Annotated in this window: 20 protein-coding genes; 9 read left to right on the forward strand and 11 right to left on the reverse strand. The window is 44.7% G+C overall.

All coding sequences use genetic code 11. The features are described from left to right. Positions 1 to 37: 37 nt before the first annotated feature. Entirely contained in the window at positions 38 to 949 is a 912-nt protein-coding gene (locus OCU74_RS16040) for a MalM family protein (RefSeq protein ID WP_159457455.1), read from the forward strand. A 162-nt stretch (positions 950 to 1,111) separates the two neighbouring features. Here the strand turns inward: OCU74_RS16040 and OCU74_RS16045 are convergent, their stop codons facing one another. Then, entirely contained in the window at positions 1,112 to 2,143 is a 1,032-nt protein-coding gene (locus OCU74_RS16045) for a LacI family DNA-binding transcriptional regulator (protein ID WP_087482013.1), read from the reverse strand. Positions 2,144 to 2,717: 574 nt separating this feature from the next. On the opposite strand from OCU74_RS16045, the gene OCU74_RS16050 reads away from it, so the two are divergent. Beyond that, a complete protein-coding gene (locus OCU74_RS16050) occupies positions 2,718 to 3,692 on the forward strand; it encodes an alpha/beta hydrolase (protein WP_087482014.1) in 975 nt (324 codons plus the stop codon). A 105-nt stretch (positions 3,693 to 3,797) separates the two neighbouring features. Here the strand turns inward: OCU74_RS16050 and OCU74_RS16055 are convergent, their stop codons facing one another. The 7 genes from OCU74_RS16055 to ftnA form a co-directional block, all read right to left on the reverse strand. Then, complete coding sequence (locus OCU74_RS16055) at positions 3,798 to 4,685, reverse strand: LysR family transcriptional regulator (RefSeq protein WP_087482015.1); 888 nt, start codon at positions 4,683 to 4,685, stop codon at positions 3,798 to 3,800. 261 nt (positions 4,686 to 4,946) lie between these two features. Beyond that, positions 4,947 to 5,303, reverse strand: a complete 357-nt coding sequence (locus OCU74_RS16060) for a hypothetical protein (RefSeq protein ID WP_143693265.1) — start codon at positions 5,301 to 5,303, stop codon at positions 4,947 to 4,949. Between the two features lie 118 nt (positions 5,304 to 5,421). Beyond that, positions 5,422 to 12,762 (reverse strand): RHS repeat-associated core domain-containing protein, encoded by a 7,341-nt coding sequence (locus OCU74_RS16065; RefSeq protein ID WP_159457456.1) that lies wholly within the window; start codon positions 12,760 to 12,762, stop codon positions 5,422 to 5,424. A gap of 29 nt (positions 12,763 to 12,791) precedes the next feature. After that, positions 12,792 to 13,118 carry a hypothetical protein gene (locus OCU74_RS16070; protein ID WP_087482018.1) on the reverse strand — a complete coding sequence of 109 codons (327 nt, stop codon included), beginning with the start codon at positions 13,116 to 13,118 and terminating at the stop codon, positions 12,792 to 12,794. 340 nt (positions 13,119 to 13,458) lie between these two features. Continuing rightward, positions 13,459 to 14,646, reverse strand: coding sequence for a BaiN/RdsA family NAD(P)/FAD-dependent oxidoreductase (locus OCU74_RS16075; protein WP_087482019.1), 1,188 nt, complete (start codon positions 14,644 to 14,646; stop codon positions 13,459 to 13,461). A gap of 142 nt (positions 14,647 to 14,788) precedes the next feature. Continuing rightward, positions 14,789 to 15,112 (reverse strand): universal stress protein UspB, encoded by a 324-nt coding sequence (uspB, locus tag OCU74_RS16080; protein WP_087482020.1) that lies wholly within the window; start codon positions 15,110 to 15,112, stop codon positions 14,789 to 14,791. 71 nt (positions 15,113 to 15,183) lie between these two features. Next, complete coding sequence (gene ftnA / locus OCU74_RS16085) at positions 15,184 to 15,711, reverse strand: non-heme ferritin (RefSeq protein WP_087482021.1); 528 nt, start codon at positions 15,709 to 15,711, stop codon at positions 15,184 to 15,186. Positions 15,712 to 15,869: 158 nt separating this feature from the next. Here ftnA and uspA point away from each other — a divergent pair, with 158 nt between their 5' ends. Together uspA and OCU74_RS16095 are read left to right on the forward strand one after the other, a co-directional pair. Further along, entirely contained in the window at positions 15,870 to 16,295 is a 426-nt protein-coding gene (uspA, locus tag OCU74_RS16090) for a universal stress protein UspA (protein ID WP_087482022.1), read from the forward strand. Between the two features lie 61 nt (positions 16,296 to 16,356). Further along, on the forward strand, positions 16,357 to 17,220 hold the full coding sequence (locus OCU74_RS16095) for a carboxylate/amino acid/amine transporter (RefSeq protein ID WP_087482023.1): 864 nt from the start codon (positions 16,357 to 16,359) through the stop codon (positions 17,218 to 17,220). Positions 17,221 to 17,291: 71 nt separating this feature from the next. Here OCU74_RS16095 and OCU74_RS16100 read toward each other — a convergent pair whose 3' ends face one another. Together OCU74_RS16100 and OCU74_RS16105 are read right to left on the reverse strand one after the other, a co-directional pair. Beyond that, positions 17,292 to 17,660: a hypothetical protein gene (locus tag OCU74_RS16100; RefSeq protein ID WP_087482024.1), complete on the reverse strand. Its 369-nt coding sequence runs from the start codon at positions 17,658 to 17,660 to the stop codon at positions 17,292 to 17,294. 109 nt (positions 17,661 to 17,769) lie between these two features. Further along, complete coding sequence (locus OCU74_RS16105) at positions 17,770 to 18,552, reverse strand: class I SAM-dependent methyltransferase (RefSeq protein WP_087482059.1); 783 nt, start codon at positions 18,550 to 18,552, stop codon at positions 17,770 to 17,772. Positions 18,553 to 18,927: 375 nt separating this feature from the next. Here OCU74_RS16105 and asnC point away from each other — a divergent pair, with 375 nt between their 5' ends. Next, positions 18,928 to 19,392 carry a transcriptional regulator AsnC gene (asnC, locus tag OCU74_RS16110; protein ID WP_087482025.1) on the forward strand — a complete coding sequence of 155 codons (465 nt, stop codon included), beginning with the start codon at positions 18,928 to 18,930 and terminating at the stop codon, positions 19,390 to 19,392. 48 nt (positions 19,393 to 19,440) lie between these two features. Here asnC and tsrA read toward each other — a convergent pair whose 3' ends face one another. Next, positions 19,441 to 19,725, reverse strand: coding sequence for an H-NS-like global regulator TsrA (gene tsrA, locus OCU74_RS16115; RefSeq protein ID WP_087482026.1), 285 nt, complete (start codon positions 19,723 to 19,725; stop codon positions 19,441 to 19,443). 256 nt (positions 19,726 to 19,981) lie between these two features. Between tsrA and OCU74_RS16120 the strand changes: the two genes are divergently transcribed. From OCU74_RS16120 to betA, 4 genes are all read left to right on the forward strand, one after another. Continuing rightward, complete coding sequence (locus OCU74_RS16120; protein WP_087482027.1) at positions 19,982 to 21,772, forward strand: aminopeptidase P family protein; 1,791 nt, start codon at positions 19,982 to 19,984, stop codon at positions 21,770 to 21,772. A 254-nt stretch (positions 21,773 to 22,026) separates the two neighbouring features. Beyond that, on the forward strand, positions 22,027 to 22,632 hold the full coding sequence (gene betI / locus OCU74_RS16125) for a transcriptional regulator BetI (RefSeq protein WP_087482028.1): 606 nt from the start codon (positions 22,027 to 22,029) through the stop codon (positions 22,630 to 22,632). A gap of 7 nt (positions 22,633 to 22,639) precedes the next feature. After that, positions 22,640 to 24,100 (forward strand): betaine-aldehyde dehydrogenase, encoded by a 1,461-nt coding sequence (betB, locus tag OCU74_RS16130; protein ID WP_087482029.1) that lies wholly within the window; start codon positions 22,640 to 22,642, stop codon positions 24,098 to 24,100. 15 nt (positions 24,101 to 24,115) lie between these two features. Continuing rightward, the gene (gene betA, locus OCU74_RS16135; RefSeq protein WP_087482030.1) at positions 24,116 to 25,828 is read left to right on the forward strand and encodes a choline dehydrogenase; all 1,713 of its coding nucleotides are present in this window, start codon (positions 24,116 to 24,118) and stop codon (positions 25,826 to 25,828) included. Positions 25,829 to 25,842 lie beyond the last annotated feature (14 nt).

A 25,842-nucleotide genomic window follows, 5' to 3' on the forward strand; every position in this document is an offset into this window, starting at 1 on the left:
GGAAATGCAGCCTTTCATCTCACAGAGAGGTTTAGTGATGAGCAAAAACAGTATTGTTGCACTACTGGTCGCAGGGATCATTTCTGGTTGTACGACAAAATATGATGCAATAGAGCAATCCGATGTAGCCGATGCCCAAAACTATCTGACCACAGCAACAATTTGCTGTACTGACTTTTCAGCAGTTCAGGCCCATCCACTGACTTCAGCAGTGATCACCATTGGTGGAAAGTCTCCGGTCATGAACTTCCCATCCGGAAGAAGTGCTTTTTATCTTGGGGAAATTCCACAAGAATCTTATGGCGCAGATATTACAATTTCTTCAATTGTCTCTGATAGCGTAATGCCGATACAGGCCATATTACTGGATGCACAGCGCTCTCCGACCAGAACCGTTGCAAGTAGTTCATTTCAGTTCAAAGAATCAACATTGTTATATCCGAACCGCTTTAGCGGCACATTCAGATTACTATCAAATGAACGCTACATTGTCATTTATGCGGATACATCTAACTTGCAACAAACGCTGTCATTACCACATCCTGAAGTTCTGAAGGCCAGAGCAAGAAATATCGTGCCGCCCCCTTATTCGGATATACAGGTTCCCTATTCACCCTGGGGACATGTCGAGCTTGAGTTTTCAAATACCTCTGGCGCTGTACTTTCATCAGTACAAAATATGCTTTTACCAGAGAAAAAATCTGTCACACCTGCACCTGCACCTGCACCTGCACCTGCACCTGCACCTGCACCTGCACCTGCAAAGTCAGTTCAACAGAAAACAAATATTATGATTAGTTCTGAAACACAGAAATATTATCAAAACGCTATACAGCAGAGCGTAAAAAACAATCAGATTGAACATGCAATGCAGCTTGTTTCAGAGGCAGAAAAATTAGGATATTCAGATGCAAAGAAAGTATTTATTCAAGCTGTAGAAATGAAGTAATTATTGCCTTTTTATTTTAAATCAGCGTTATGCTCCTTGATTACCCCGCACATTTTATTGTGCGGTTTTTTTATATGAAAACATATAAAACCGGGCTATCGAGTTGTCGATAGCCCGGCCAGAGAAAATAACTAAGTCATAATCTTCATATAAACATGAAAATTATTTTAGTTTTTTTACCGAGTTCCGAAGCACTAATTCACCACAAATTGCATGGGGCTCAAGGTGGAGAATATCTGTCTTATTTAAATGTGAAAATAATAAATTGGCTGCATAATCAGCTATTTTTTCCACTGGCAAAGCAACAGAAGAAATTGATGGGGTGATATAATCCAAAACAGATTCATTATCAAAACCAAACAGTGATACATCTTCCGGCACAGAAATACCATGTTCATTCAGTGCCTTCAGCGCGCCAATTGCCGTCGTATCATTGAAACAGCATATTGCCGTAAAATCGAGCTTACGCTGAATTAACTGCTTACATGCCGTATAACCACCGTTATAGTGTCCGTCCCCTTCGGTAATCAACAGAGGATTTAACTCGATTCCAGCATCTTTCAGAGCATCCTGATACCCTTGCATCCGCAAGCGGGACGTCCGTATATTCAGGGAACCGGAAATATAAGCGATCCGTCTGTGTCCCTGAGCAATTAAGTGCTCGACAGCAAGCCTGCCTGTTGCTACATGATCAAACCAAACACAATTATCCGGCTTATCCGGTAGACAATAGTTTAATACCACCAGCGGAATCGGAATTTCATCAATTAAATTTTCCAACTCTCTTTGAAAATGCTCACCTTCTATATGCGAACTCTTATAATACAAAATTCCATCACAACGACGATCGACTAAATTTCTGATAGACTTCAATCCGTAATCACCTTCATGCATATTTGCCTGAGTGATCATCAGAAATTTACCGGATTCATCAGCAAGTGTCTGAGAAACTTCAATCAACTGTGATATATACTGAGAAATATTATAGCAACGTGGAATGATTAATCCGATCGTATCAGTTGCTTGTTTTGATAAAGACTGAGCCAATACATTTGGACGATAATCAAGCTCTTCAATTGCTTTAAAGACTTCCCGCCTTGTTGCTTCTGAAACTCTTCCTTTCCCATTCAATACCCGGGAAACTGTCGATTTAGAAACACCAACTTTGCGAGAAACATCCAGCATCGTTGCCATAAATCATTTTGCTCCAAAAATAGTCATAGGTAAAAAGCATACACAAATAAGTATAGCTGTGGAACTAAAAAAAACTAAAAATAAGATTAAATGTAATTCATTGAATTCAATTGAAAAATAGAATAAAAGCAGCCTTCTTAATTCTCCCTGAAGATCCGATAAAAACGACAGAAGCCAGTGCAATTTATAAAATAACAACTTACTTCAAAAGCAATTAATTACATATGATCACGACAGGGGAAACTCTTCTCTATTTTACATGACTTCCTCAGGCCAATGTAACAAATATTGACCTGAAGACAGTTCTCCCATCACGATACAAATTCATGATTTCCTTTCCCTAAAGCCAATTACTCTGTTGTCATGCCAGCAATCGCCAAAGATTCATCACCTTACAATCCATGCTTCTAAGGCTTGGTAAGGCATTAATTATAAGCATTTTACATACCTTATATGCAATGAATATACTATTTTCAGAGAAATAATGACGGCTAAAGCAGCTGTCCTTCACAGACAATATCTCCAAATCACCTAACACAAGACTCAGAGTGTCTTCAATGCAATAGGTATAATCATGACAACGTCAAATAATACAGTGAACTTTACATACGACACACATTACACCGAAGGAGAGAGAGTTTCCTTTAAAAAACAAGGCCTGAACATCGCTGGGTTATTATTTTTTCCTGATAACTTTAATGCAGAAAATCAATATCCTGCGATCGTCGTGTCACACCCGGGCGGTGGTGTAAAAGAACAGGCATCATCACTATATGCTTACCATCTGGCAAAAGCCGGTTATGTTGCACTGGCTTTTGATGCCTCTCATCAGGGAGAAAGTGAAGGCCTGCCCCGATATCTGGAAGATCCGACATCCCGGGTTGAAGATATTCGCAGTGCTGTCGACTATCTTGTAACACTCCCTTATGTTGATGAAGAAAAAATCGGTGCGATGGGAATTTGTGCCGGAGCCGGATATACCCTGAGTGCAATTCAGACAGAGTACCGAATCAAAGCCGCAGCAGGTGTCAGCTCCTGGAACACCGGACACAGTGCCAGACACGGTAATCCGGGATTGGATGATCCAAACAATATGCAGAATGTTCTGACTCAGGTTGCTCAGCAAAGAACCCGCGAAGCCCGTGGTGAAGAGCCGCTGATTATTGGCTACGTTCCTGAAACCGAAGAAGAGTTCCAGAAGAACTATTACGGTAAGTCCGTGATCATGAAAGAAGCATATGAGTACTACAAAACCCCACGTTGTGCTTATCCGACTTCAGTGAATAAAGTGCTGTTTACCAGCCTGGACAAACTCGCAGCATTTGATGCATTTTCTCATCTAGATACCGTATCTCCACGCCCATTACTGTTCATTGTCGGTAGTGGAGCCGATACGATTTATTTCAGTGAAATGGCTTATGAAAAGGCACAGGAGCCGAAAGAGTTATTCCGGATTCCGGGCTCAACCCATATCGATCTTTACGACAAAACTGAATATGTCTCACAGGCAGTAGATAAACTGGTCGATTTCTTTAATCAGGCAATCTGATTTATCGAACAGGAATCATCCGTTCGGTTAGCCCGATAATACTGAGCCTGAGTTGGTCTGGATCAACTCAGGTTTTTTCGTGAAACAGGCAGAGAAAATATACGATTATGTGAAGGATTGGCAGGCAGCCTTTAATCGCCCGAGAAAAACCTCAGCAGCCTTAGAAAGTGTCCGGTACTTCTTCCAGACAATATGAATATCGACCCCCAGCTCCGGAGATAACGGCCTGTAGCAGAGAAGACACTCTTCCGATGTGCTCACCAGCCCATCCAGACACAACGCATTACCAATCCCATTCTCAACCATCAGGGCTGCATTGAATATCAGATTGTATGTAGAAACGATATTCAGCTTCTTATAATCCACTCCCACCCACTTAGTGACTTTCTTATCAACATCCCGTTGTCTGGCACAAATCAGAGGCATATCTAACAATATTTCCGGAGTGATGCATTCCAAACTAGCGAACAGAGAGTCTTTTCTCATGAGAACGCCCCACTTATTTTTGTTCGGCAGGCGCAACGACTCAAAATTGGTTAGATCTTCGGGACTGATTAACACGCCGAAATCCAGTAAACCTTTATTGATACGTTCAATCACTTCATCCGCATCACCACTATAGATATGGACCCGGATATTTGGATATTCTTCCCGCATCTCCCTGATAATCTGAACCACCAGTGACATGGCGTGTGTTTCACCACAGCCGACGTAAATATCACCATGCACAAGTTCCTGTGCAAACAGAAACTCCGCCTCGGTCTTGTGGACCAGTTCCAGTATTTCCTCGGCTCTTTTGCGTAACAACATTCCTTCGTCTGTCAGGGTAATCTTGCGGCTGCCTCTGATAAACAGAGTCACGCCAAGCTCCTCTTCCAGAGCGCTTAACTGACGGGATAATGTCGGTTGAGTCAGATGCAGAAACTCAGAAGCTGCGGTAATGCTTTCCTCCCGCACCACCGTTAAAAAGTAACGTAGAACTTTCAGATCCATATTTATCTCTCAGTGAAACGAACCACAACGAGCCTTCTCAACAAAGAACTCAAATAATCAACAACAAGCATATTATATGAGAGAAAAATGCCAAACTTGTCAAATGGTTGCTGCTGTGGTTATTGTAAAGAATCGATACGGTCTTTTGATAGGAGAAATGTGGTGCCTTAGTACAAGTGATCCAAAGGATACCCAAAAAGCTTTAAGCAATACTAGCTAAACAAAGCTTTTTGGGGTAGAGACGAATTTTTGTAAGCTATATCATTGTATTGGAATTTTAACGCCATTAAGAACGGGGATATTATTAGATTTACAAGCACTCACATAAATTTGTACTTTTTGATTCTGAGCCTGAGCAGTTAGCAGCATTGACAGCCAAGTCTGAGAGTATGCATTGATATCATTTGGATCATACACAGCCAACTTTTCTGTGGCTACACATACAGAAGTTGAGGGTGATTCGTCAAATGTAGCTCTAAGCTGAACCCTACCAAATGTCCCTTCGTTATAACTCAGTGACACATCTTCAATTGTCAACGGTTCGGTCCAGGCTCCGGCAAACACAGTCGAGGAAAGCAGCAGTCCGCCGAGAAGTAATGTTTTTTGTAATTTCATCATGTTTCCTTGCTTTATCATCAATCAGTGGCCACTTATAGCTGTTTGCCCGGGCCTATTTTTACAAAGTGTCTCTTGTTATATAACGGCAATCCTATAAGGAATGCCGCCAAAACAGTTGTTAGCATTTACCATAAGCCGAACAGTAAGGATGATTTTTGTCCAGTCTTATGATTGGTGGATAGAACCCGAACTTACTATAAGGGCTGGAAATCAGTGAGCCGGGATTAAAGATTCCCCCGAGGAAACCACCGCTCACTCCATCATGCATACCGTTGGTTACCATCACTCCCGGCCCACCAATATTGGTTGCAGGCAACGCATACACATGAGCGCTTGATGCGAAACCTCGACGAACCAGGTTGGTCGAACGCAGAGCGCCGAGACTATGACCAATACTAATCCGCTGCCCTTCAGCCTGACGGATAAAGCTACGGCCCACAGCATCGATTTCGCCCTGATAGCCAAGAATTGTGTCGTTTACATCCCAGATAACACCCCACATACCATGTTTATCCCGGGTGGTAAAACCATAAATCTGGACACCTTTATCATCAATGTGCACCGTATCTCCCGCGATAGCTAAACCAAGCTCTGAATTCAACTGAAGCAACACATTCGCTTCATAAAGGCTCAGGCCTAATTTGTTCGCATAATGCTCAACCCGGGTCTTCCAGTAATAGTTTTTCGCTTCAATTACTGCATTCGCAGCAACCTGCCCGAAACTGCCGCCCAAGCCATATAAGGCGAAATTCACAACGGTAGATTTCTCACGACTTAATGTGGCAGAAGTAACAAAGGAAATCGTTCCTTTGACGGAGCTCAGTGGATTGCCTACCCCATAGATCCGGGCTCCGGCATATGAGAAAGCTCCGGCACGAAAAGCATCACTGTATGAGCCGGTATATCCCAGAGTTGATGCAGCAGCATAACCGGCGCATCCAGCCGGACCACCGATAACACAGGCAGCTGTCTGTAATACCGTGTTCAGATACTTAACTTTAGCGACCCCTTTGAACACTTCCCTGGTGACTTTTTTCAGGCCCCGGCTGATCGCTTTTCTGATCTTTTTCCAGAAATGACCCGACGGATCGTAATACTTCATCGGGTTATTCAGCACATAGCTGTACCGGTTATAGGACTGACTGTTATCAGATGCCTGAATATAGGTGTCCGCACTCAGGAAACGGGCCAAGGTCGGATCGTATACCCGGGCATTCATATGGATCAGCCCCACTTCGCCGATATGCTCATGACCGGTGTAACCACGATTCTGCATTAAAGCTTGTGCGACATACTGCGTTGGCTTACTCCATTCGAATGGTCGCTCTTTACCCCAGGCATCGTAGTTTTTCCGCTCAACCACATTGCCCCACATATCGGTAATCAGGTCGATAGAATGGAGCGCATCACTATGACTGTAACGAATCTGGCGATCGACCGATGCATAGTTTCCTTCTCCATCGGTTTTGGTGACATCAACATTGAGCGCAATTAACCGGCCATCAGCATAAATAAACTGTTTGTGCTGTGTGTTTCCGTCAGCATCTTCAACCCGCTCATAAACTTTACCCAGATACCAGGTTGTTTCACCATTGTGATTCTGCTTAAAGTAGCGCTGACGTGCAGAGTCATATCTGAACTCAACCCACTGCTCACCTGATTCAATCCGCTCTGGCTTGTTGAAGGCATTCCAGTCAATAACACGCCCGCCACCGGTTACCATATTACCGTTGGCATCATACATATAAGTATTGTCGCCTGCGCGTGTCACAGCATGCGCATGATCGGGATCGGCATAGATATAGCGACCGACATCTGACTTATAGGTAATATTCCCTTCAGAGTCATATCTGACCGTATAATCCTTATTAAATAACGGATTATCCAGATGCTTATTATTGGTTCCTGTGAGGCGATTGGTTTTCAGACGATCCAGCTGGTCATAATAATACTCTTCGCGAATATCATTAATGGCATCATAACGAGAGGTTACGTTATCCATCCGATCATAGGTATAGTGAAGTGACCGAATCAACTGATTTCCCTGAAGGGTCGTAATATTGAGTAACTGTCCGCTATCTTCCTGATAGTCGTACTGGTTACTCAGACCATTTCCGTAAACTTCCGCTGCAATTCGGCCTTCAGCATCCAGATCACTCAGCTTCCAGTAGCTCAGTTTACCTTTTGTCGGACTCGCATCTTTCAGTTCCTGCAACAGTAAAGACTCAGTTCCGCTTTCCTCACCTAAAGTCCGGTATCTCTGTGAAACTAGTTTTACCTGTTTTACCAGCTGAACCAATTGATTAGCAGCCTGTAGGTAACTGGTTGCTTTACGGTGAGTATGATCTTCAACGTATTCAAGACGATGGATATCATCAGCCAGAACAGTCAGTCGCCCAAACATCTCCCGGATTCTCTGGTCGTAGAGTGGATCATCCCGATCTAAAGTGAAACTAACCAACCCGGCACTGTTGTTATCAGCATAGTGACCATAGTAAGCAATCTGATTTGCCGCCGTTAAACCAGATTCAACACTAGCCCATTCTTCTAAGCTGACTTTCCGTAATAGATTTCCGTCCAGCTTCAGATGGAATTTAGGTTTCTGCACCACAGTAATCGTAACAGGAGCAGGTATCAGTACGGTCCGGTTCGGAACCTTAAAGTACTGCTCGCCATATTCATCGTAAAAAGCTTCCAATGCCCGGCCATGAAGTTCCGAATACATTTGCTGGGCAAACAGCTCATTCTCAGCAACACCATCAGCCGAAATAACATGGTCTTTTAACTCCAGATATTCTTTTTCACGATCCTGATAGAAATATTGCTGTCTTCTGAGCTCTTTCGCTTTACGCAGGTAATCACTCGCACGAGCCAGAGCTTGATTGATCAATGGCTGAATGACCTGATCATATTCCTGATCGCTAAAGTTAAGCTGAGCCTGACTAATGTCGCCCCAAATCTCCGTATTGATCCCGGTCTGATCATCACGTTGATAATTCAGCGTGAACTGGTTCGGCCGATGCTCCGCAACCAACTGGCCGAGGTTGTTATATTCGAAACGACGGCTAAGCGTCTGATCTTCGGTAATCAACTCCTCTTTACTGGCTCTGCCGACAGCATCAACATAAAAGTTTTTAATCAGTTCGCCTTTGACTTCACTTTGTAGTAACGCACCATTCCATTTGCGAATACCTGTTGCCGTCGCTACTGAGTCATAATGCCAGGTTGTAGTCCGGATCTGCTTTTGCTGCCCCTGAGCCGTATCTTGTATGGTCTCTTCATTACTTTCTGTCATCCGGCCAAGCGCATCATACTTCATCGTTGTCCGTTGACCTTTAGCATCTGTCTGGCTTTGCAACAGACCAAAACCATCATAGACATAAGTCCAGAGACCTAAATCCGGATCACTGTGATAAACTTCTTTCCCTTGCACGTTATAACGGGACTCGATCGTATTACCGACTGAACTCGTGACCGATTTCAGCATTCCATCCGCATAATATTGCTTAGTGAAACTCCCGCCTTCCGGCTCCAGTTTCTGAATCTCCCATCCCATCACGTTGAGATAAGTCGACTCTTTTCTCCCCTTCGCGTCGATTTTGACTGTCACAAACGGACGGTACTGGTAAGAGACCCAGCTTTGCTCTTTTCCTGCCGGTCCCGGCTGAGAAACGGTATGAATACGGCCCAGACGGTCATAAAGGGTATATGTATACTGAGGGACATCACCAGCGTAGTAAGGACGGGTGACGGAGCGAATCTGGCCCAATGCCGTATACTGGTTATCAACCAGAACCCACTGACCATTCAAAGCCCTGTGTGCAGTACGAACCTTACGCTGCAACATATCGTAAAAAGCAACTTGTGTTGCCAGCCCCGGAGTATCGGAAACAACACAATAAACAGCATTTGACGGTTTAATACCACACCGGTTATCTGATGCCGGCAGGTACAGATATTGAGTCTTGATAAAACCAGTTTCAGCCTGTTTCCAGGACTCAGTTTGACGTCCCAGACCATCAAGATATGTCCGCGATTCAAGACCATTCGGATCCCAGTTGGTCATCACACCGAGTAACCGATCTTTGACCGTCCGGCTTTGATGGCCCAACGGATTGGTATTGATTGCCGTCGTCAGGTTTTGTGAATATGTCAGTGAATGCTCGGATTCTTTGCTGACAAGCACGCCATTCTGTTGTGCAGAAGTCGTCTCTGATTCGACAAAACCTTCGCTGTTATACCGATATTTCTTGGTCACAGCCAGAGCATTGCCGGGATCACTCACTTCTTTGATAACTTTCCCTGTTGCAGGATCGTAAGTAAACTCAGCAACCTTACTTATCCGGCTCCCATCAGCATGAACCTGAGTTGTCTTCGAATAAGTCAGTCGTCCCAGTAACCAGGATGAAGAATGATTGCTAAACTGATTTTCAACAGTTTTACTGTAGGCCTCAGTTAATCCGGTCACCGGATTTAGTCCCTGAGTCAGAGTCGTCGTTTTTCCTACATTACCATAATCATCAATCTGTTCATGGCTGACAGTCGTTGTCATCAACAGGTTTCTATCTAAATCATAGCTTTTATCAGCCTGTTGCCGCCCATAAACCTGATAGCTATCATGATTGGTCACCACTGGTTTGTTATTTACCAACTGCTGATACTGATCGTGCTCGATGATATAAGTCGTTAACGTTTTCGGCTGAGCGGCCAGTTTCTGTTTCAGATCATCATCCACCGGAGACAAAATCGCCTGAGAGCCCTGCTCCAACTCAGATACCGGCTCTAAATTTTCTACCAGATAGTATTGATGGCTCGGTTTAATAATCGTGATAATAACCGGTCCCGATATGAGGACAGCGGAATCCGGCTTTTTGGCATAAGTTTTATCCTGATAGCTGATCAGCTCATATCGTTGGGCAAGAACTTGGGTTTCCTGCCGAATCTGAGCCTGAGACTTCGGCCGTTCCAGTCCCTGACGAGCAACTGACTTATGGTTATAGATAGCTTCAGACTCATTCAACAGCGTCAGATGACGGAAATTCCAGAAGTTAACTTCATTACAGGAACTGCAGTTTTCATCCAACGTGCTCTCATCACCAAGAAACTCTTGCTGACGCTTTTGGTTCTGGCTGTAAGGAAACTCGGTATAAAACTCGATATATCGGTTCCGATAATTGTCACCATTGACGAACTCACGTTGTTTAACCCACTGAAAACCACCGGAACCTTCGCCTCGGGTATCATAGCTATACGGACCATACTGGAACAGGTAGCTGGTCGTTCCACTACCATTGTCACTATCCAGCCGGTAAGCGACCGGATGGTCAAAAGAAAGATTTTGTTTTGGTAGCGTAACCGGAGTGATCGCCGACCGATCGGTGTGCTCTCCGTACGACCCAAACCATACCTGGGATGTATGACCGAGTCCGTTGGTCACTTTAGACAATAATAATGATCGGTTGATGAGATTTTCAGCGGTCTTGCAAATCAGCTGACCTGCTTGATCCGTACAGAAATCCAGCTGACCGTCCTGATTCAGATCAGCCCACCAGCGCTGACTGCTTCCCCAAGAATCTACTTTAAACTGATAATTTTCTTTATTGATATTGGTACAGAAAATCTGAGAACCACTACCACGACAGAAATCAATAACACCATCCTGATTCAGATCCTGCCACCAACGTTTATCAGCATCTCCCCAGTCACCATTCCAGTCAGGTCCACCGACTAAAACCAGATCGTTACTCAAACTGGAAACATCACCGTGGGAACCATAAGAACAGGTCAGATTTTTCTCCTGACCGGCCTCATTCTTGGTCGCACGGCACAGATCAGTTGCACCATCGCCATTGATATCAATCCACCAGCGCTTATCTTTAGTCCCGGCATCCGTCAGAGAGAAAGTACGCACCTGTTTCCCTTTCACTTCAGTGGCATTAAATAGTGTGCACTTGACAAGATTCGAGCTCACCTGGCATAAATCCAGACTACCGTTACCATCCAGATCAACCCAGTCTGTTTCACTATTCGCATCCCAGACCAGATGATTCAGATGTACAGTTTCCTGCCACGCATATACTGAGTCGTTTTCCTTCAGTTGGCTACAGACTAAATCATCATCTATCCGGCGACAGAATTCAGGATAGCCGTCCCCATTGGTATCAATCCACCAACGGTAATCTTTCAAGCCAAGCTTAGGTAATGGGTAAGAATGAGAAGTCTGCTGGCCATCCGGAGAAAATTCAGTACATACAAGCTGGTCATTATCATCGCGACAGAACTCGCTCTTGTTGTTGCCATTAAGATCCAGCCACCAGTGAGAATCACTGTCTCCCCACTTCGTCAGCGGATACGCAACAGCTTTGTTTTTACCGGCAACACTGAAGTTACAGCTCAGTCCTCCTGTTGCCGTTTTACACAAGTCCAGCTCACCATCACCATCTAAGTTAATCCACCAGGAACGCGGCTTATTCTTCCAGGAAGATGGAATACTATTATTACCCCAGTTGCCAATATTACTATTGACAACCTGCCGGTTAAAATAAGTCGTCTGTTGTCTGGGTTTTGGTACAGAACGCCAATTGAATTGAGTCTTGGGTAAACACAAATTATCCTGATCACAATACTGCACAGAACGAACGGTATGAGCATCAATTGAAGAGCTTTGTTCAACAGTAGTCTGCTGATAAGTAAACTGATAATAGTTTGCCAGTTGGCCACTGGTTTTCAGCTCTATTCTGGATAAGCGATCACCCGATTCATAAATCTCACCGCTTTCACTTAAGCGGGACAATTTAAATTGATCATTTGCCATCGCTTCGTAGACAAATACCAGTGAGTAAATATCATAATCAATCCGGGCGATCTCACCATGAGTCGTATAGCTGTATTTGATCGGATTCGTTCGGGTGGTATTCGTAACTTCACTCAGTAACCAGGAGTGGCTCCTTTCGTGATAACGATAGGTCATCCGCTCACCACTCTTACTCTGTGAAATAAAGTAGCTGTCGGACTCTAAAGCATTACCGGTCAATGATACCCGGGTAAAATCATCCTGCTGTAAAAAATAGACGGAACCATCTTCACCGCGAATTCCATCTGCAACAATGAGTCTGTTCCCATCCATACAGAAATTATCCCGGCTACTGTTTTCAACCGGTCGAAGCTGATTGTCGGTAAACAGATTACTCCCACAACGATAAATAGCGGAGAGGCCAGAAATATTAAAACCCACACCAAATGCTGAGTTAGTTGCTCCCTGACTGGAATATTGAATAGCCAATTGTGGCGTATTCCCACCCCGACCTTCCGGTAATTCTATCGGGATCTGATAAGAAGCAATGCCCTGATGAACACTGAGTTCTCCCGGTAAAGTACCGACAGTTTCAGTGATACTAGTAGATTGCGCGTGTAACGTGGTTACAAAAAGACCTAGCAATAGGCCAATCAGTTTATTCATACTTAACCCATTTAGCATTTAGCGCTGAGCTATTTTTCTGTGCTTAGCTGTTGTAGCTCTTGCTCGAGTGATTCAATTTGCTGATCAATATCATCACCTGATATAGCTTCAGTCGCTGATAACGGTTCCTCATGAATCAGAGCTTGTCGTAGCTGTTTCACCTGAACCTGATGATTTAATTTCTCTACAGTCAGTGTTTCTGTTTTTGGCGGTAGGCTATTATTTTTTTCGGGGAGAGGTAGGTTTGACTCATTGACTGAATCACTGGATAACCAAAAATTTGCACCGGCAATCACCGCAACCAGTAATAAGATTATCAACAGCCAGCGAATCATCGTTGCTTTATTATCTGTCATGTAAAAATTATTAGTTCCTATTAGCCAAATCCGGAGCAATATATCACCTTATTGCAATAAATATTTGCGCATATATATGAAATAACACTCAAATCACAAAAAAACATTTATATCTATATAGGTATTAACATGATTAACAATTTGTGCTAGCGCAAATAAATTTATTTATATCAATAAGGTGGTAACGTGACAGATTACAAATAAAGACAGACTCATTTTGAAAGCAGGATTCAGTTTGAAGAGAGTAAAGATGTTGTCCCTCTGCAATAGAGCGAATGCAGAGGAACCGTAATAAGAAGAAAAGTAGTTTATTATGTTAACTCAACCATAATAAAAAATATCACACCCACTGCCCGGCTACCCAGCCTGAAGACCAGCACCACTGGAAATTATATCCGCCAAGCCAGCCAGTCACATCCATGACTTCTCCGACAAAAAATAAGCCGGGCACGGATTTACATTCCATCGTTTTAGAAGAAATGACATCAGTATCCACACCACCCAGAGTAACTTCAGCGGTCCGGTAGCCTTCAGTACCATTAGGTGCGATCTGCCACTGCCCTAATGCTTCAGCAAGGGCCGTCATTTCTCTCGGGTGGAGCTGCTTGAGGGGTTTATCCACCAGCTCTCCCCGATCGATTAACACTTCAATCAGACGCTTTGGTAATACCCTTGCCAAAGTATTCTTTACAGTTTGATTCGGATGCTTTTCACGGGAATGATTCAGAAGTTGTTCAATATCTTCATCTGGCACCAGATTCACTGTAACTTTTTCTCCCGGAGTCCAATAAGATGAAAGCTGTAATACCGCTGGTCCGGATAATCCTCTGTGCGTGAAAAGCAGCGCTTCTTTAAATGTGGTGCCATTTTCAGCAGTCAGTATGGCAGGTACGGCGATACCGGACAGGCCGGCAAACTGCTCTTTCTCTTCTTTATGCAGGGTGAAAGGCACCAGTGCAGCTCTTGTCGGAATAACCGACAATCCAAATTGTTCCGCGATTTGGTAGCCGAATGGGGTTGCTCCGAGTTTCGGCATCGACAAACCACCGGTTGCAACCACTAGTGACCGACATTCAATGAACTCCTGACCGACCTGAAGATGAAAACCTGACTCGGTTTTCCCGATGGTGTGTATTTCAACCTGATAACGCTGTTCAATGTTTGGTAAATCACACTCCTTCAGAAGTAGATTCACAATGTCTTTTGCACTATCAAGGCAGAATAGTTGCCCGTGTTCCCTCTCCTCAAAATCGATCCCGTACTGGCTGACCAGTGAGATAAAATCCCAATTGGTATATTGAGATAACGCCGATTTCACAAAATGAGGATTACGGCAAAGGTAGTTACCGGCCGATACATCATAATTGGTGAAATTACACCGGCCACCACCGGATATCAGGATTTTTCGTCCCGGTTTCTTCGCATGATCCAATATAAGAACCTGCCGTCCCCGTTTACCAGCCTGCGCAGCACACATCAATCCTGCGGCTCCGGCTCCGATCACAACGACATCAACCTGCTTGCCCATTCTTATTTCACCAATCATCTACGGAAAAGAAACACACGAAAAAAGGATGTGCCAGCTAGCACATCCTTCATCTATCGGAGGATTATTTTAACGGCAAGTCATCAGTTTTACCAACCTGATACCCACTTTTAACCGCCATCCTCTACAAAATAAATGCAGAGACCATCGTCAACCCCACAAGAGAAGACGAAAGAATAAAGAGCTGCCTGACCCGTTCACATTTCCCTGTAAACACTGGGTCATGATGATGCAGGTACTCTTTACTTTTAATGTAATGGAATAAACGGACCTGTTTATTCATATTACCGTGTGTAGTGAAAAAACCGGGGCCGTCTACTTGTTGATACAAGAGAGGATGGGCTTCGCGCATGATGTAAATCAACGCTCGAAGAGCTGTTAAATACCGGGCAACATTAACTAATGTAACTGCCATGAGAGCCAATAAGATCGTATCTCCGCTGATCATCTTTTCCTCCCTACATCTTCACTAGGATCTCAGAGAAAAAGACAATCAACAGTGTGATATATTTCCTGAGATTACCCGGCCTGAGTATCCATAACGGAAGATGAACCTTTATTTACCATGTCTGCTAAATCTTTGTCGACGAAGAACAAGGCCTTACCATCTTCACCGACCAGCTCTAACTTATCTAAGATCCCTTTAAATAATTTTTCTTCTTCATGCTGCTCAGCAACATACCACTGAAGAAAATTAAAGGTAGAGTAGTCTTGGGATGTGAATGCTACATGGGCCAACTTATTAATTTTTTGAGTTATCATTTGCTCATGTTCATATGTTTCGCGGAAAACCTCCCCTAAACTTGCATAATCGTGTTTGGGCGCATCAATCGCACCGAGAATAGGCAACGCTCCTGTTTCACTCACATAGGTAAACAGACGCTGCATGTGCTGCATTTCTTCCTGAGCATGAGAACGAAGAAATATCGCCGCACCTTCAAAGCCTTTATCTTCACACCAAGCACTCATTTGTAAGTATAGATTGGATGAGAAAAATTCGAGATTAATTTGCTCGTTTAATTGATCGACCATCGCCTGCGCTAACATAATTTTGTCTCCTGATTCACGCCCGTATTGACTGAAATATAACATGTTCAACACTTTATCATCTTCTGGCTGAGAAGTGGAACTGAGATCGCTACGACAAATTTTTTCCTGAGGCGATGCTACAGTGAGATAACCGGATATGAAACGGAGACGATACAATGAGCTATAAACATATCTTAGTCACAGTTGATCTGTCTGATGAAAGTAAAACCCTGATAGATAAAGCCGTTGCACTGGCAAAACCACTTGGAGCAAAGTTGTCTTTTATTCATATTGATGTGAATTATGCTGAATTGTATACCGGATTAATCGATGTCAATCTGGCAGAAACACAGCATCACTCGATGGAAGTTTCGCAGAAACATCTCCAGGAAATGGCAGAGCATGCGAATTATCCGATTCATCACACACTGGTCGGTAGTGGTGACTTAGGTCATGAAATCTGTGAAACGATCAAAGAGTATGAAATCGATCTGGTTGTATGTGGACATCATCAGGATTTCTGGAGCAAACTCCTTTCCTCAACCAAACTGCTGATCAACTGTTCCCCGGTTGACATGCTGGTTGTGCCACTCAAAGACTGACGAACAGAGCAAACTTCGTTAGACTCAGGGCCATTATTGATCATTACCGAAGTAATCATACATGGCTTATCTTTCTGCGATTACCCTGCTATGGGCCTTTTCATTCAGCCTGATCGGCGTTTATCTCGCCGGTCAGGTTGACTCCTGGTTTTCCGTACTCATGCGCGTTGTACTTGCCAGTCTGGTATTTCTGCCGTTTCTGAAATTCAGACAAGTCCCCAAATCACTCATTATCAAACTCATGACTATCGGTGGTATTCAGCTTGGGTTGATGTACTGTTTCTACTACAAATCCTTTGTCTTACTCAGCGTTCCTGAAGTTCTTCTGTTCACGGTGTTTACGCCCGTTTATGTCACGCTGATCTACGATCTGCTCAAAGGCCGGTTTTCTCCTTGGTATCTGGTAACCGCAGTTGTTGCTGTTTTAGGTGCCGTAGTCATAAAGCGAACAGGCGTTCAGGAAGACTTCCTGCTTGGTTTTCTGGTCGTACAGGGAGCGAACCTCTGCTTTGCAATTGGTCAGGTCGGCTATAAACGACTGATGGAAAACGATACGACACAACTCCCTCAGCACACGATATTCGGCTACTTTTATCTCGGAGCGCTGGTCGTCGCAACGATTGCATTTTTGCTATTCGGAAACCCGACAAGACTACCGACGACTTCACTGCAATGGGGAATCCTTGTATATCTGGGATTGATAGCATCCGGACTCGGTTACTTCATCTGGAATAAAGGAGCTTGTCAGGTCAATGCCGGAGCACTTGCTATCATGAATAATGCTTTGGTTCCTGCCGGACTGATCGTCAATATAGTAATATGGAACCGAAATGTTGATCTGCCTAATCTACTCTTAGGAGGCGCGATCATTATGTTGTCTCTCTGGATCAATGAAACCTGGGTAAAACGTAAAGTTGCCCGGTAATATTCACAGTTAACAGGATGGCCAGATAGCCATCCTGATTAACAGAAAACGAAAGTAAACACTAACAAACATTAGCAATTTATCTTTTCCAGTCTTTTCTGAATCTTTCCGGATTCTTTACGCAGTTTCTTCTGCTGTTTCATCAATTTCTTAATCTGTTTGCGGGCTTTCTTATCTTTCTGCTGTTTCCGGAATTGTTTGAGAGCCTTCTTATCCAACACCTGCATCATTGCACTCAAAAATGTTTGCGTTTTCTTCTGCACGATCGGTTCATGAACAACGGAAGGCATTTCGACCGGCTTACACAAACTGGAAGGATGATTCGCACTTCGGGCACAAGAAAGGCATAAGTATTTCGGGGCACTCACCAGATGATGAATATCTCCCAGAGTATGCCGGATTTCACGCCGATCTATTTTACACAGGCGCTGCTTGCTCATTCTTCACCTTAATAAAAATAATAACTATTCTTAATAAGATATACTAAGCAATGTACCGGGAATCAAGCAGAATAAGATAAAAATACACCATAAGGGTGATGAAAACCGACTAATCCACAGTCTGAATCATGGCCGCATTCACGTAAACATCAAAGCGGTTTTTCTTGGTTTCAATCGCCATTGTCGGCTTTTGTCCATCCAGCCACGGTGCATAATCAGGACGCTTGACCACAACCCGTTTCGTTGCCAGGCGCAATGCTGGTGCTAACAGCGCGTCAGCATCCGTATCAGCACCAACCAGAGACTGAAATACCCGCATCTCTTTTTTAACCAGTGCTGTTTTCTTTTTATTTACCGGATGTGGATACATCGGGTCCAGATAGACAACATCCGGATGAATCTGCCCATACAGGTTTTCCAGAGCGTCATGGCTGCTCTCGTGGAGTAATGTCATCCGCTGGCTGACCCACGCACCTATCTCCTCATCAGCACAGGCTCGTCGCAACCCGTCTTCCAGCAAAGCGGCGACAACAGGATGACGCTCAATCATTTGTACCTGACATCCTAATGAAGCCAGCACGAAGGCATCCCGACCAAGCCCGGCAGTCGCATCGAGTACCACTGGCGTTGCACCTTTATTGAGTCCGACAGCTTTCGCAATACTCTGACCTTTACCACCACCGAATTTACGTCGGTGAGCAACCGCACCACCGACAAAATCAACGTATATGGCTCCCAGCTTAGGCTCATCCAGTTTACGCAACTCCAGACGCTCTCCGGTGAAAACCAAAGCAAAATTGCTTGTCGTCGAATGTTCAAGCTGCCATCGCGTCGCAATCATATCTATCACTGACGGCCCATCAGGGGATTCGGTTAACAACTGTAGTTGCAAAAGGGCATGCTCCTCTTTATCCACCAGTAATTCCGGTGCGATTCATCAAATCAAATTGCGGTATATTTTACACCATCAGCTTAATAACAACCGAAAATGCGGCTTTGTTTTTTCTCTTCCTGATTCATTCGGAGAGAACAGCCTGAGATGAATTGGGTATACATCATTATACCATTTGAGTGATAGAATAATGAGATGCTCAGATAACCTCAAGATACAGAAACAGAGTGCCTTCAAGAAGCACAGAGACTGTATCTTGATGTCATATGGGTATACCAATAACGTTGTCCGGGAACTCCGTGGATTTCACAAGATCCCCCAAAGTTATCCGGACAGATATTTCATAAAATATAGAAGCCTGAACAAGGAACAACCATGCATCCCAATACGGTCAAATTAGACGATTTGGATCGCGCCATCCTGAAAATTTTAATGGATGATGCCCGAACTCCCTACGCAGAAATGGCGAAACAGTTTAATGTCAGTCCGGCAACAATCCATGTTCGCATCGAAAAAATGAAAACTGCGGATATTATCCAGAAAACAGAAGTCGTCGTGAACACGAAAAAACTGGGGTACGATGTTTGCTGTTTTATCGGTATCAACCTGAATGCAGCAAAAGACTATCACTCAGCACTGGAAAAACTAAATGCACTCGACGAAGTTGTCGAAGCATATTATACAACCGGCGCATATAATATATTCGCGAAATTGATGTGCCACTCTATCGAAGAACTTCAATATGTACTTATCGATAAGTTGCAAAGTATTGATGAAGTTCAGTCCACAGAAACTTTAATTTCACTGCAAAACCCCATCAATCGAAATGTCATACCATAACCCCCGACAGTAAAAACGGGGGAATATAGTTGAATTTTAGATGAGAAATTATTTTTTACTTAAATAACTCAGTAGCTCTTCAGCAGAAATACCCTGAGCCGCTAAATCTTTTGCCATCGTCTCAACTTGCTCATATTTACGGGATTCAATGACCTGTTCAAACTGATAGACCAAATCACGAAGAACCGGGACTGGTACTTGCTTAGCGGCACTTCGTATACGCTCGCTACTCTGGTTGCCCAATTCACTCAGCAACTTTCCAAACATAACCTTCTCAGGTGTTTCATCAAGCTGCTCTAAGATTCGAGCCATTTCATAAGTTGTCATCGACATATGTGATTTCCAAAAAATATTATAATGTTAAAAATATGCCTAAATAATCATCAGGGCGAACAATATACATAGAATAATACGGTTCGCAAACCATTGGTTACAAATTATTCATATAAAACATCACGTCCGATGTCCTATATGAATAATGATACCTATTATGCAAAATTGCGAGTCAGAAAAAAAAAGCGTAGCTTATTCCGACATGACTCACTCACCAATAGCACTTTATCATCTGCTACGATAAGGATAACAACAGATGCAAAATCATATACCTGAACGAATATCAAATATAAGAAGCTGGTTAAAAGAAAACCAACTTGATGCGCTGATTGTTCCTCACGAGGATGAATATCTGGGAGAATACCTGCCCGCCCATAATGAACGCCTGCAATGGATCACAGGCTTTACAGGCTCTGCGGGCGTTGCGGTGATTACCCAAGAGCACGCATCAATATTTGTCGATGGCCGATATACCGTTCAAGTCACCAAGCAAGTACCAGACTCTATATTCGAATATCACCATCTGATTGAAGAGCCATTTCTCGATTGGATAATAGACCATCTTTCCCCAAACAGTAAAGTAGGATTCGATCCTCGCCTTCATCGGAGTATATGGGTAACACATACTCAACAAACACTCTCGGGGAAACTAACGTTATGTCCGCTTCAGGATAACCCAATCGATTTACTATGGCAGGACCGTCCAGTTCCGTTTTATTCAAAGATGTGGTTCATGGATACAAAACTGTCCGGTCAAAGCAGTGAAGATAAAAGACAGGCGATTGCAGAAGTACTGAGAAAGAAACAGGCTCATTGTGCCCTGCTGACTCAGACAGACTCCATCTGTTGGCTGCTGAACATCCGTGGGCAGGATATCTCATGTCTGCCGGTACTTCTCTCCTACGCCATTATCTATGAAGATGCCACGGTCGACTTTTTTATCGATCCACAGCGCGTCATTAATGGATTCGAGCAGCACGTCGGGCCTGGTGTGAATATCTGTCCTCCTGTGACGCTCGAGGCATCTCTGGCAAATCTAAAAGGTAAACAGGTTCTCTTCGATCCCGCCACCTGTAATGCCTGGTTTAGCCTGACGCTACAGAATGCCGGTGTATCAACGCTCCATGTTGTTGATCCCTGCATGCTGCCCAAAGCTGCCAAAAACGCCAGTGAAGTGTCCGGCATGCAAGCCTGTCATATCCGTGATGGTGCGGCAATGGCGAAATTCCTATCCTGGCTGGATCAGGAAGTAGCTCAGGGTAACATGCATAATGAGGCTGCTCTATCCGATCAACTGGCCCGATTCAGACAGGAAGATCCAACCTTACTGGACTTTAGTTTTGACACCATATCCGCAGCCGGAAGTAATGCCGCGATGTGCCATTACAATCACCTGAATCAGATAACTCCCGGCCAACTGACTCCGGACAGTTTCTATCTGGTAGATTCCGGTGGTCAATACACGGACGGAACCACAGATATTACACGAACTGTCGCGATTGGGACGCCATCGTCGCTGATGAAGCAGCAATTTACTCTCGTTCTCAAAGGCCATATTGCACTGGCAAGTGCCCGTTTTCCACAGGGAACATCCGGCCACCAGCTTGATGCCCTAGCCCGCCAGCATCTATGGGCTCATGGTTACGATTTTGATCATGGAACCGGCCATGGTGTCGGACACTGCCTGAATGTCCATGAAGGGCCACAGCGAATCAGCAAAGCACCAAATACCGTGGCATTACTACCGGGAATGGTGGTATCAAATGAACCGGGTTACTACCGGGCTGAGCAGTTCGGTATTCGTATCGAGAATCTAGAGCTTGTTGTTCCGGTGGATACGGAAGGTGACTTTGATGTTCTGGGTTTCGAATCGCTGACCCGTTGCCCGATTGATTTGCGGGCTATTGACTTCTCATTGCTCACTGATGCTGAAATCCAATGGCTCAATACTTATCATCAGAAAGTCTGGAATGATGTTTCCCCTCTTGTCAGTGGCATGGTAAGAGAGTGGCTTCAGCAAGCCACTCAACCTGTCAGCCAATCATAAAACGGCCCCAATCCTTGCTTAAGAAATGTCAGTCGATATCATCGGCTGGCATTTTTACAAATCATTAAAAACTGGCAAATCACCCATTACACCCCTAAATATTTTTCTCATCACAATGCTTTGATTATTAAATAGAAATTATGAAAGCAATCTTAAACTGAAAATTAATTAATCAAAAACAATTTGAGATCTAACCTTTTTGTGTGTTAATTTTTTGTTAATTAAACGTTCAATCAAAAAAATATGGAGTCTTTATGCCCAAAATCGGCATGCCAGATATCCGTAAACCGCAACTTGTCCGGGCAACGATGAATGTGATCGAACGAGTCGGGTTACATGGAGCAAGTGTCTCGCTCATCAGCAAAGAGGCCGGGGTTTCCGCCGGAATCATCAATCACTATTTCGGAGGAAAACAAGGACTGCTTGAAGAAACGATGCGTGCAATTCTGCGTGAACATTCCCGAACCATAACATCAGCTTTGAAAGCGTTGCCGAAACATGCACATTACGAACGCATCAATGCCATTATTGATGGCAACTTCAAAGGATTTCAGGCCGAGAGCGAGGTGGTAAAAACCTGGCTGGCTTTCTGGTCCTACTCCATGCACGACCCACAACTCCACCGACTACAGAGGGTGAATGAAAAGCGACTGATTTCACACCTTAAAATTGAATTGAAAGCTTTAATTCCTCAACAACAAGTCTTACCGGTTGCTCTCGGTATTGCTGCATTGGTTGACGGCATCTGGCTCCGGGGAGCGTTGAATCCACTGGGCATTGACGCCGGGCTTGCCAGAACCATGATTAACGACTATCTGGATAAACAAATTTCATATTACAACGACTTACAACTAGGTTAGGCCTCAAATGGAAATAAAATCATTGTACATACATGGCAAGCGATGTGACGCCACTTCAGGAGAAACATTCACTTCGGTTAATCCGGCAACCGGGGAAGTTCTGGCAGTGCTCGGTCAGGCTTCATCCCAGGATATTGAGGATGCGGTCGAATCAGCCAAAAAAGGTTTTGCGCTCTGGTCATCCATGACAGCGGTAGAACGTAGCCGAATTCTGCTAAAGGCCGTTGATATTCTCCGGGAAAGGAATGATGAACTGGCGGAGCTGGAAGTTCTCGATACCGGGAAGCCATTGCAGGAAGCCATTACCGTAGATATCGCAACCGGTGCAGATGTCATCGAATACTATGCAGGGCTGGCTCCGACCTTGGTGGGAACCCAGCAACCTCTCACACCAAACCAGTTTTTTTATACCCGTCAGGAACCGCTTGGAATCTGTGCCGGCATCGGAGCCTGGAATTATCCGATTCAGATTGCAATGTGGAAATCGGCACCCGCGCTTGCCGCAGGGAACGCCATGATTTTCAAGCCTTCAGAAGAAACACCACTGACAGCACTTCAACTTGCAGAGATTTATACCGAAGCCGGAGTTCCCGCCGGTGTATTCAATGTTGTTCAGGGTGATGGTCAGGTCGGAGAACAACTGACCACCCATCCGGATATCGCCAAAATATCTTTCACCGGAGAAATTGAAACCGGCAAAAAGGTCATGGCAAACAGTGCCCGGACACTCAAATCCGTCACGATGGAACTTGGCGGTAAATCTCCGCTGCTGATTTTTGAAGATGCACCACTGGATCAGGCTGTCTCAGCAGCAATGGTTGCTAATTTCTATACTCAGGGCGAAGTATGTACTAACGGAACCCGTGTATTTGTTCACGAATCTATCTACGATGATTTCTTACAGCAGCTTAAAACACGTACCGAAAAACTGGTGGTCGGTAACCCGTTAGATATGGAAACTCAGGTTGGTGCTCTGATTTCCAGAGAACACTTCAACAAAGTCATGACAGCCATTGCTGACGCACAAAATAGCAATGCCAGACTACTAACCGGTGGATTTCAGGTTAAAGAAAATGGGTTGGAGAAAGGTAACTTTGTTGCGCCAACCGTCTTCTATGACTGTGACGAAGAGATGAACCTTGTTCAACACGAAATTTTCGGCCCGGTCATGGCTGTAATGAAATTTTCAGATGAAGACGATGCCATTCACCGGGCCAATGACACTTCGTATGGATTGGCAGCCGGTGTCTTTACCCGGGATATTTCACGGGCTCATAGAATTATCCACCAGCTTCAGGCCGGGATCTGCTGGATCAACACCTGGGGAAATTCTCCGGCAGAAATGCCCGTCGGAGGATACAAAAATTCCGGAATTGGCCGGGAAAATGGTCTGGAGACACTAACCCATTATACGCAGACAAAGAGTGTCTTTATCGAATTAGGTGACTTTGAAAGTCCTTACCAGTAAGTCAGGAGCCTTCAGATGAAACAGCAGTTTGATTATATCATTGTCGGAGCCGGATCTGCCGGCTGTGTTCTGGCAGACCGGCTGACTGAATCAGGAGAATACTCGGTATTACTTCTGGAAGCCGGAGGTAGCGACAAGAGTATCTTTATTCAGATGCCTACCGCGCTCTCTTACCCGATGAATACACCGAAATACGCCTGGCAGTTTGAAACTGTTCCGGAACGAGGACTCAATGGGCGTCAGCTCCATTGTCCGCGGGGAAAAGTTCTTGGAGGCAGTTCATCGATCAATGGAATGGTTTATGTGCGTGGTCATGCCTGTGATTTTGATGAATGGGAAAATCAGGGAGCAAAAGGCTGGAGCTATGCAGATTGTCTGCCCTACTTCAAACGGGCAGAATCCTGGTCCGGTGGCGGCGATCAATATCGTGGTCATGACGGTCCGGTTGCGACCTGTAACGGCAACGATATGCAGCTCAATCCTTTATATGCAGCTTTCATTCGGGCAGGCGTGGATGCCGGTTATCCAGAAACGAAAGACTATAACGGCTACCAGCAGGAAGGTTTTGGGCCAATGCATATGACCGTTGATCGGGGCGTACGGGCATCAACCGCCAATGCTTACCTGAAGCGGGCATTAAAGCGACCAAACCTGACCCTGATAAAAAATGTGGTTGCCAGAAAAATCCTGCTGGACGGCAAAAGAGCAACCGGGATTGAATTTGAACACAACGGAACCATTCAGACGGTACACGCCCATAGAGAGATTATCTCATCTGCCGGTTCGGTCGGCTCTGTTCAACTGTTGCAATGCTCAGGGATCGGCCCGGGAGATGTACTGAAAGCTGCCGGAGTTGAACTTCGCCACGAACTTCCCGGTGTCGGAGAAAACCTTCAGGATCATCTCGAAGTTTATTTCCAGTATCAGTGTAAGCAGCCTATCACACTCAACAGTAAACTGGGCCTTATCAGTAAAGGCCTCATCGGTACTCAGTGGATATTAACGCATCGGGGACTCGGAGCCACCAACCACTTTGAGTCCTGTGCCTTTATTCGCTCCCGTCCCGGACTGAAATGGCCGAATATCCAGTATCACTTCCTGCCGGCAGCCATGCGTTACGATGGACAGGCAGCTTTCTCCGGACACGGATTCCAGGTTCACGTAGGCCCGAATAAACCAGAAAGCCGGGGGAAAATCACAATTACCTCGTCGGATCCACATATAAAACCTGCGATTGAATTTAACTACCTGTCAACCGAACAGGATCAGCAGGACTGGCGGGATTGCATCCACCTGACCCGGGAAATCCTTTCTCAACCAGCTCTTGATGCTTACCGTGGAGATGAAATCCAGCCCGGAGCCGGAATTAACAGTGATGAAGAAATTGATCAATGGGTCCGGGAAAATGTTGAAAGTGCTTATCACCCTTCCTGCTCCTGCAAAATGGGTAGCAGCGAGGATCCAATGGCTGTCGTCGATTCCCAGTGCCGAGTGATGGGAATTGAACAGTTACGCATTGTCGATTCATCAATCTTTCCCACGATTACCAACGGCAACTTGAACGCCCCTACCATTATGGTTGCAGAGCGAGCTGCTGATTTTATTTTAGGCAACACACAACTCCCCAGATCTGATGCACCAGTCTGGATTGCAGAAGACTGGCAGACACAACAACGCACCAGTCAGCCTCGACGCTCTTCTGTACCCGATACAGAAATGAGCCGATGAACAAAAGTAAAAGG

The sequence above is a fragment of the Vibrio mangrovi genome (assembly GCF_024346955.1).
In the GTDB taxonomy this organism is placed as follows: domain Bacteria; phylum Pseudomonadota; class Gammaproteobacteria; order Enterobacterales; family Vibrionaceae; genus Vibrio; species Vibrio mangrovi.

Bases quoted from the DNA above. Each gene is read 5' to 3' on its own strand.
- betI (WP_087482028.1), top strand. From the start codon at position 22,027: ATGCCCAAAATCGGCATGCCAGATATCCGTAAACCGCAACTTGTCCGG.
- OCU74_RS16050 (WP_087482014.1), top strand. From the start codon at position 2,718: ATGACAACGTCAAATAATACAGTGAACTTTACATACGACACACATTAC.
- uspB (WP_087482020.1), bottom strand. From the start codon at position 15,112: ATGATCAGCGGAGATACGATCTTATTGGCTCTCATGGCAGTTACATTA.
- uspA (WP_087482022.1), top strand. From the start codon at position 15,870: ATGAGCTATAAACATATCTTAGTCACAGTTGATCTGTCTGATGAAAGT.
- OCU74_RS16095 (WP_087482023.1), top strand. From the start codon at position 16,357: ATGGCTTATCTTTCTGCGATTACCCTGCTATGGGCCTTTTCATTCAGC.
- betB (WP_087482029.1), top strand. From the start codon at position 22,640: ATGGAAATAAAATCATTGTACATACATGGCAAGCGATGTGACGCCACT.
- betA (WP_087482030.1), top strand. From the start codon at position 24,116: ATGAAACAGCAGTTTGATTATATCATTGTCGGAGCCGGATCTGCCGGC.
- OCU74_RS16070 (WP_087482018.1), bottom strand. From the start codon at position 13,118: ATGACAGATAATAAAGCAACGATGATTCGCTGGCTGTTGATAATCTTA.
- OCU74_RS16045 (WP_087482013.1), bottom strand. From the start codon at position 2,143: ATGGCAACGATGCTGGATGTTTCTCGCAAAGTTGGTGTTTCTAAATCG.
- OCU74_RS16100 (WP_087482024.1), bottom strand. From the start codon at position 17,660: ATGAGCAAGCAGCGCCTGTGTAAAATAGATCGGCGTGAAATCCGGCAT.
- ftnA (WP_087482021.1), bottom strand. From the start codon at position 15,711: ATGTTAGCGCAGGCGATGGTCGATCAATTAAACGAGCAAATTAATCTC.
- asnC (WP_087482025.1), top strand. From the start codon at position 18,928: ATGCATCCCAATACGGTCAAATTAGACGATTTGGATCGCGCCATCCTG.
- OCU74_RS16060 (WP_143693265.1), bottom strand. From the start codon at position 5,303: ATGATGAAATTACAAAAAACATTACTTCTCGGCGGACTGCTGCTTTCC.
- OCU74_RS16040 (WP_159457455.1), top strand. From the start codon at position 38: ATGAGCAAAAACAGTATTGTTGCACTACTGGTCGCAGGGATCATTTCT.
- OCU74_RS16120 (WP_087482027.1), top strand. From the start codon at position 19,982: ATGCAAAATCATATACCTGAACGAATATCAAATATAAGAAGCTGGTTA.
- OCU74_RS16065 (WP_159457456.1), bottom strand. From the start codon at position 12,762: ATGAATAAACTGATTGGCCTATTGCTAGGTCTTTTTGTAACCACGTTA.
- OCU74_RS16055 (WP_087482015.1), bottom strand. From the start codon at position 4,685: ATGGATCTGAAAGTTCTACGTTACTTTTTAACGGTGGTGCGGGAGGAA.
- OCU74_RS16075 (WP_087482019.1), bottom strand. From the start codon at position 14,646: ATGGGCAAGCAGGTTGATGTCGTTGTGATCGGAGCCGGAGCCGCAGGA.
- tsrA (WP_087482026.1), bottom strand. From the start codon at position 19,725: ATGTCGATGACAACTTATGAAATGGCTCGAATCTTAGAGCAGCTTGAT.